This is a genomic window from Bradyrhizobium sp., from assembly GCF_019244115.1.
GTDB lineage: Bacteria > Pseudomonadota > Alphaproteobacteria > Rhizobiales > Xanthobacteraceae > Bradyrhizobium.
The window spans coordinates 1-6,858 of record NZ_JAFATE010000486.1 but is presented as its reverse complement, the minus strand read 5'-3'; the positions used below and the strand labels follow the sequence as shown (position 1 = coordinate 6,858).

The 6,858-nt window shown below is 62.9% G+C and carries 8 protein-coding genes; 4 read left to right on the top strand and 4 right to left on the bottom strand.

From position 1 onward, the window contains the following. Positions 1-361, bottom strand: a 361-nt coding sequence (locus tag JOZ76_RS21375; RefSeq protein WP_366938605.1) for a hypothetical protein, incomplete at its 3' end; no start/stop codon positions are given. 80 nt (positions 362-441) lie between these two features. On the opposite strand from JOZ76_RS21375, the gene JOZ76_RS21370 reads away from it, so the two are divergent. The 4 genes from JOZ76_RS21370 to JOZ76_RS21355 all read left to right on the top strand — a co-directional run bounded on the left by JOZ76_RS21370 (position 442) and on the right by JOZ76_RS21355 (position 2,646). Then, entirely contained in the window at positions 442-1,350 is a 909-nt protein-coding gene (locus JOZ76_RS21370) for a VOC family protein (protein WP_291701566.1), read from the top strand. 108 nt (positions 1,351-1,458) lie between these two features. Continuing rightward, positions 1,459-2,058 carry a septation protein IspZ gene (locus JOZ76_RS21365; RefSeq protein ID WP_291701565.1) on the top strand — a complete coding sequence of 200 codons (600 nt, stop codon included), beginning with the start codon at positions 1,459-1,461 and terminating at the stop codon, positions 2,056-2,058. A 181-nt stretch (positions 2,059-2,239) separates the two neighbouring features. Continuing rightward, a complete protein-coding gene (locus JOZ76_RS21360) occupies positions 2,240-2,473 on the top strand; it encodes a hypothetical protein (protein WP_291701563.1) in 234 nt (77 codons plus the stop codon). Continuing rightward, complete coding sequence (locus JOZ76_RS21355) at positions 2,473-2,646, top strand: hypothetical protein (RefSeq protein ID WP_291701561.1); 174 nt, start codon at positions 2,473-2,475, stop codon at positions 2,644-2,646. Before JOZ76_RS21360 ends, JOZ76_RS21355 begins: the two co-directional genes overlap by 1 nt. Positions 2,647-2,718: 72 nt before the next feature. Here the strand turns inward: JOZ76_RS21355 and aqpZ are convergent, their stop codons facing one another. From aqpZ to glgX, 3 genes are all read right to left on the bottom strand, one after another. Continuing rightward, complete coding sequence (aqpZ, locus tag JOZ76_RS21350; RefSeq protein WP_291701559.1) at positions 2,719-3,444, bottom strand: aquaporin Z; 726 nt, start codon at positions 3,442-3,444, stop codon at positions 2,719-2,721. A 295-nt stretch (positions 3,445-3,739) separates the two neighbouring features. Further along, the gene (sbmA, locus tag JOZ76_RS21345; protein ID WP_291701557.1) at positions 3,740-4,960 is read right to left on the bottom strand and encodes a peptide antibiotic transporter SbmA; all 1,221 of its coding nucleotides are present in this window, start codon (positions 4,958-4,960) and stop codon (positions 3,740-3,742) included. 238 nt (positions 4,961-5,198) lie between these two features. Next, a partial coding sequence (gene glgX / locus JOZ76_RS21340) for a glycogen debranching protein GlgX (protein ID WP_291701555.1) occupies positions 5,199-6,858 on the bottom strand: 1,660 nt, incomplete at its 5' end.

The window sequence follows — 6,858 nt, the reverse complement described above, 5'->3', positions numbered from 1 at the left end:
GCTCCAGCGCATCCGCAATCTCTTTGGCGTAGACCTCCTGCCCGTCAACGTAGAGCGTGAGGGATTTTTGATATTTTTCCTTCTTCGCCGGATCTTCGATCGTCGCCTTGGTCCACCCATAGAGCGGATAGTTTTCGAGACCCTCCGCTTCGGCCGCGGCGACATACTCCGCAAAGGCGTCAAACTGGCATCTCGCCAGCGCGTGATGTGCGGTGAGGATATCGAACAGCCGCCGCAGCGCAGGATCGCCGCGGCGCACCGCTTCCGCCGTCCCGGCATCGCTGACGTCGAATCTCAGCTGATACTGCCATTCCGAGGTCACTGTGATCTCACCTTCGGTATCGACCGCCTTTGAGGCCATTGCAACATGAATAGCACCCAGGCGCTGAATTGGCGACCCCACCGTTGGATCGGCGCGCGCGCTTCGCTAGGATGCGTCCAATGAGGGAGCCCGCGTCCATGCAGCAGTTCGACCGCACGAGCGAAGACCTCGGCAACTCGATCCATCTCGAACACGTCAACGTCACTGTACCCGACCAGCGCCTGGCCACGCTGTTCTATGTCGCCGGCCTCGGGCTGACCCGCGATCCCTACCTTATGGTGTCGGACAGCAACATGTGGGTCAATGTCGGCCGCAGCCAGTTTCATTTGCCGACCGGACCGGCGCAGGTGCTGCGGGGGCATACCGCCATCGTGATGTCGAACCGCGCGGCACTGCTCGACCGCCTGGCCGCGGTGCGCCCAAAACTCGACGGCACCGCCTTCGCATTCAGCGCGCATAACGACCATGTCGAGGCGATCTGTCCCTGGGGCAATCGCGTGCGCTGCTACGAGCCGGATGCCGCCCGCTTCGGGCGGGTTGCGCTCGGCATTCCCTATGTCGAGTTCGACGTGCCGAAGGGAACCGCAAAAGGCATTTGCGATTTCTATTCGCAGATCATGGGGATCAAGGCCGCGCTTGCAAACGGCGGCCACACCGCGCTGGCGCGCGTGCAGGTCGGCAAGGACCAGTACCTGCAGTTCCGCGAGACCGATGCACCGCAGCCGGACTACGACGGTCATCATGTGCAGATCTACATCACGAATTTTTCCGGCCCTTACCGGCTTCTGAAGGCGCGCGGCCTGATCTCGCAGGAAGACAACCAATACCAATACCGCTTTTGCGATATCGTCGACCCGGCCGATGGCCGGCGCCTGTTCACGGTCGAGCACGAGGTGCGCAGCGCGACGCACCCGATGTATCTGCGCCCCCTGGTCAACCGCGATCCGGCGCAGACCAACCGCAATTACGCGCAGGGCCACGACCAATCGGCCTGGGCGATGGAGCCCGACGCGTACGACCGCCGCTAGAGCCTTTTCCGGACCGATTGAATCGGAACGGAAAAGGCTCTAGACTTTGCTTTGACGCGTTTTCTTCACGCGAACCGGTGCCCACTTCGCTCGAAAACGCTCCAGCCGATGCGTGACTTCCTGAATGCGGCCAAACTGCTGCTGCTCGACCTGGCGTCGACGCTGTTGTTCGTCGTCGTGTTTCTCGCGACCCACAACACCTATCTCGCCATCGGCCTCGGCGCGGCGCTGGGACTTGCACAGATCGGCACCAAACTCGTACGGAACAAGCCGATCAATACGATGGAATGGCTGAGCCTGCTTCTGCTCATCGCCGCAGGCACCGCGACGCTTCTTACCGACGACCCGCGCTTCGTGCTGTTCAAGCCGAGCGTGATCTACGCGATCGTCGGGGTCGTGATGCTCAAGCCCGGCTGGATGCATCGCTACCTGCCCGCTATCGCACAGGCCGTTGTGCCCGACGTCGCCATTGCCGTCGGCTATCTCTGGGCCGCCCTGATGTTCGTCTCCGCCGCGGTCAACGCCTATGTCGCGTTGACCTTCGGCGTGGCGACATGGGCGCTGGTCATGCCCGCCTACGGCATCATCAGCAAGGTGGTCGTGTTCCTCGTCGGGTTTGCCACGCTGCGCCTCATCGCCGGCCGCCGCGTGCACGCGATGCCGGAGGCCGTGCGCGACGCGCTGCTGGCAGCGACCGGTCGGCGTTGAGGCCTTTCACCGGTCTCGCGGGCCTGAAGCCACGACACAGCGAAAGTTCCAACGCGGCACTCCTGGCTCGGGTTCCGATGCAATGGCCGAACCGACGCAGGGGGAAACCCGGCGGCGGGATCGGGGGTTGTTGAGCTGAGGAAACCATCAGGCTTGGGAGCGAGCAATGGCGCTTCAACCAATGCACAACGAGGCGATCCGCGAGGAACTCGGAGAACGGCTCAAGGTGTTGCTTGCTCGCGAGCCGCCGAATTTGTCCACTCATCTCGATCAGCTCATGCAGCGCTTTTACGAACTGGATCCCGACACATCACCCTCCATCGTGCCGGAGGCAGACCCTGTGGCGGAGCGGCCGGAGCCTTCGTCGAGCAGCGCTTGGCTGCAGCGTTTGCGGGACTTCACTCGGAGATCCTGATGTCGACCGCGGCAACGCTGCTCGCGCGAAAGCAGCAATTGACGGAGCGGCTGCACGAGGCGCCAGGCCCGCATGAACGCGATGAGCTCGAGCGCCTGCTCGCGCAGATCGACGCCGCATTGGACCTGCTCGACGGAGCGCCGCCCGAAAGCGACGAAGAGCCATCATCCTGATAGCCGCCCGGCCGAGGACAGCGCTGGGGGCCGCATGGCGCGATCCGCATCGCGCCAAGCGGCCATTCGCGGTCAGCCGGCCTGGCCCGTCACCTGCCCCGCCGGCTCCTCGCTGAGCCAGCGGTAGATGAACCCGCCGGCCGCGCCGCCGATCAGCGGCGCCACCCAGAACAGCCAGAGCTGCGCCAGCGCCCAGCCGCCGACGAACAGCGCGGGGCCGGTGCTGCGCGCCGGGTTCACCGAGGTGTTGGTGACGCGGATGCTGATCAGGTGAATGAGCGTCAGCGCGAGGCCGATCGCGATCGGCGCAAAGCCCGCCGGCGCCTTGCCATGGGTTGAGCCCATGATGACGAAGAGGAACATCATGGTCAGCAGGACTTCGCTGAGAAGGCCGGCGCCCAGCCCGTATTTGCCGGGCGAATGCTCGCCATAGCCGTTGGCGGCGAACCCACCGGCGAGACTGAAGTCGGGCGCGCCGCTGGCGATCGCATACAGCAGCGCCGCGCCGACGATCGCGCCGACCACCTGCGCGACGATGTAGGGCAGCACCAGCTCGGCCGGGAACCGCCCGCCGACCGTGAGCCCGACCGTCACGGCCGGATTGAGATGGCACCCCGACACATGTCCGATTGCATAGGCCATGGTCAGCACGGTGAGGCCGAAGGCCAGCGCCACGCCGAGCATTCCGATCCCGACTTGAGGAACACCGGCAGCGATCACCGCGCTGCCGCAGCCGCCAAAAGTCAACCAGAAGGTACCGATTGCTTCGGCCGCTAGTTGCCTGCTCTTGCCGTTCATTACAATCCTCCCAGTGTTCTTGTCATTTTCAGTATCCGATCAGGATACCAAAGAACTGGCGAGGGAGGAACAAGCTACAACCCAGGACTGAGCGGGACGGCCGCGACGCAAAAGCATCGCTCAGTCTCACATCACCTGATCACCGAGCCATGCGGAGCATCTTCGGAAGACGCCGCGCATAGGGAGCGCGGCTCCTCGCCATGCGGGTTTGGATCTGCGGTGGGATGACAGCCTCATCCCGAGGAGCATCGCGTCAGCGATGGGCCAAGAGTTCGGTTGCGGCCGCGCGGGCCGATCATTCCGCTGCCTCAGTCGCAGACTTCGCTTCCATCGACGACAACTTCTCGCCATGCAGCGTGGCCTCGAAGCCCCGCAGCCGCTGATAAATCGAGATCAGTTCGACGATCGTGCTCCAGGAAGTGACCAGATACTGGAACGAGTGTCGCACCTGCGTGAAGGCCCTCAGAATTTGTTGCATCGGCCCCAACGTAATGGCGCCCACAGCAATCGTCGGCGTGAGCAGGACATAACCAACGATGGCGTCAGTCTGCAGATAGATGTATCGGCCGACGTTGAAATACATGAAATTGAGATAGAGACGGAAGTAGTTGCGCCTGATATTGACGAACAGCTGTTGCAAGGTCAGCGGATCCGCACGAACGGAATCATCCTCGCCGAGCACGAGCTCCTTGCGGTAGGCCGCCTCAACTCGCTGGTTGTGAAATTCGATGCCGGGCAGGCGGATCCCGATCAGCGCGAGGGCACCGGTGCCGAACAGCGACCAGACCACCGCGGCCGTTACCAGCGGATAAGGGATCACCCCGACCAGCGGCAATTGGGTGATATTGCTGGACAGCTTGTTCAAGACCGGCAGGAACGCCAGCAGGGTCAGTAGGGCTTCGATGAGATTGACACCGAGGCTTTCCACCGTGCTGGCAAAGCGCATGGTGTCTTCCTGGACGCGCTGTGAGGCGCCTTCAACGCCGCGGAGCCGCGGCCAGTTTTCGACGTAATACTCGTTCATCGCCGTGCGCCAGCGGAAGATATAGTGACTGACAAAGAAGAGCGTCAGCACGGAGACCGTGATCCCAACCAATGCGATGCCGGCAAAGGTCGCCGAATAGCCATAGAGCTGCGCCGTCGTGACCGATCCTGGCTTCGACACTGCGGACTGGATCAGATCGTAGAATGGCCCGAACCAGGCGTTGATCGCGACGTTGACCTGGACGTTGAAGTAGGTGGTGAACAGGATCAGCGCGGAGCCGAGAATTGACCACATCGACCAGGGATGCGGCGAAAACCACATCCAGAATGCCGCGAAGATGGCAACGCAGACAGCAAAATAGAAATCGAACCAGAGTGCTGGCGCCGTCCAGAATGTGTCCACCCCGATGGGCTTTTCGGCCTCCTGAAAAAACTGGGAGGCATATCCATACCACACCACCATCGCCAGCGCGGTCCACAGCAGAACCGAGATAAAAAACAGCTTTGGACGTGGAAAGAAGGAGACGAACATGTCGGCTTGCCTGCGATCGGGTCAGAGGAATCGCGCTGCGCTCTCGAAAAGAGCGGCGCCTGTGACAGTCAGTTGACAGGCCATATGGCGGGAAACGAATTGGAACACAACTGACAAATCGGATGGAATCGGGGCCGCATTCGGGCGGGATACGTCCCTGCAGGTTGTGACGGCGACCTGGAGAGACAAAGTGCTAATCCACATCGGCGGGAAGGAATGACGAAGCCGCCCTTGCCCCTCAGCCGGTCAGCGGCGTTTCGACCACATTGAGGATCGCGTCAAGGCCGCGGCGCAGCGCCGTGCTCACCCGGCCCGTCGACAGCACCAGCAGCAGCAGCGATCGACTGGCGACCGGGAGCGCATGTTCGAAAGCATATTCCTCCGTCGCGCGCTCCGGCTCGCTGGTATCGACCAGTCCGATCCATGACCGGCCCTCGGCGACGGCGGGGAGCACGAAGTCGACCTTGTCCGAATGCGCATTGTAGATCATCAGCACGGTCGCATCCGAGCCGCGGCGCTTGATTCCGCTCGCCTGCGCGCGGCCGTCGAGCAGCATGCCCAGGCAGCGCGTCTCGCCATCCTGCCATTGCTCGACCGTCATGTCCTGCCCCGACGGCGACAGCCAGGCGACGTCCTTGACGTCGAGCTCCTCGTTGTGCGCCCCGACCAGGAAGCGGCTGCGATGCAGGATCGGAAAGGCGTTGCGGACCGCGCTCAGCTTGCGGACGAACTCCCGCAAGGCCCGGCCCCGCGCGTCAATGCGCGGCCATTCCAGCCACGTCGTCTCGTTGTCCTGCGCATAGGCATTGTTATTGCCGTGCTGGCTGTGGCCGAATTCGTCGCCGGCAAGCAGCATCGGCGTGCCGAGCGAGAGCAGGACGGTCGCCAGTAGATTGCGCTTCTGCCGCTCCCTCAAGGTTGTGATGTCCGGATCGTCGGTCGGGCCCTCGAACCCGTGATTCCAGGAGCGGTTGTCGGCGTGCCCGTCGCGGCTATCCTCGCCGTTCGCATCATTGTGCTTGTCGTTGTAGGAGACCAGATCGCCCAGCGTAAAACCGTCATGCGCGGTGACGAAATTGACGCTGGCCCATGGCTTGCGCCCGCGCTTGTTGAACAGATCGCCCGATCCCGAAACGCGCTTGGCGAGATCGGGCACGATGCCCGCATCGCCTTTCCAGAAGCTGCGGACCGTATCGCGAAACTTGTCGTTCCATTCCGCCCATCCCGGCGGAAACTGCCCGACCTGATAGCCGCCGGGCCCGATATCCCAGGGCTCCGCGATCAGCTTGACGCCCGACAGCACGGGATCCTGGCGGCAGGCATCGAGAAAGCCGCCGCCTTCGTCGAAGCCATAGGGCTCCCGCGCCAGGATCGTGGCGAGGTCGAAGCGGAAACCGTCGACCCGCATCTCAGTCGCCCAATAGCGCAGCGAGTCCGCGACCAGCTGCAGCACGCGCTGATGCGACAAATTGACGGTGTTTCCGGTGCCGGTGTCATTGATGTAATAGCGCTTCTGATCCGGCAGCAGTCGATAATAGCTCGCGTTGTCGATGCCCTTGAACGACAGCGTCGGGCCTAGCTCGTTGCCCTCCGCCGTATGATTGTAGACCACGTCGAGGACGACCTCGATGCCATGGGCGTGGAACTGGTTGACCATGGCTTTGAACTCGTTTGCGAACGGCGTCTTCATGTAGCGCGGCTCAGGCGCGAAGAAGGCGAGCGTATTGTAGCCCCAGTAGTTGCGGAGGCCTTTGTCGACGAGATAGCTGTCATCGACGAAGGCGTGGATCGGCAGCAGCTCCGCGCTGGTCACGCCGAGCGAGCGCAGATAGGCCGGGATGGCGGGATTGGCGAGCCCCGAAAACGTGCCGCGATCGTCCTCGGCGACCAGCGGATGC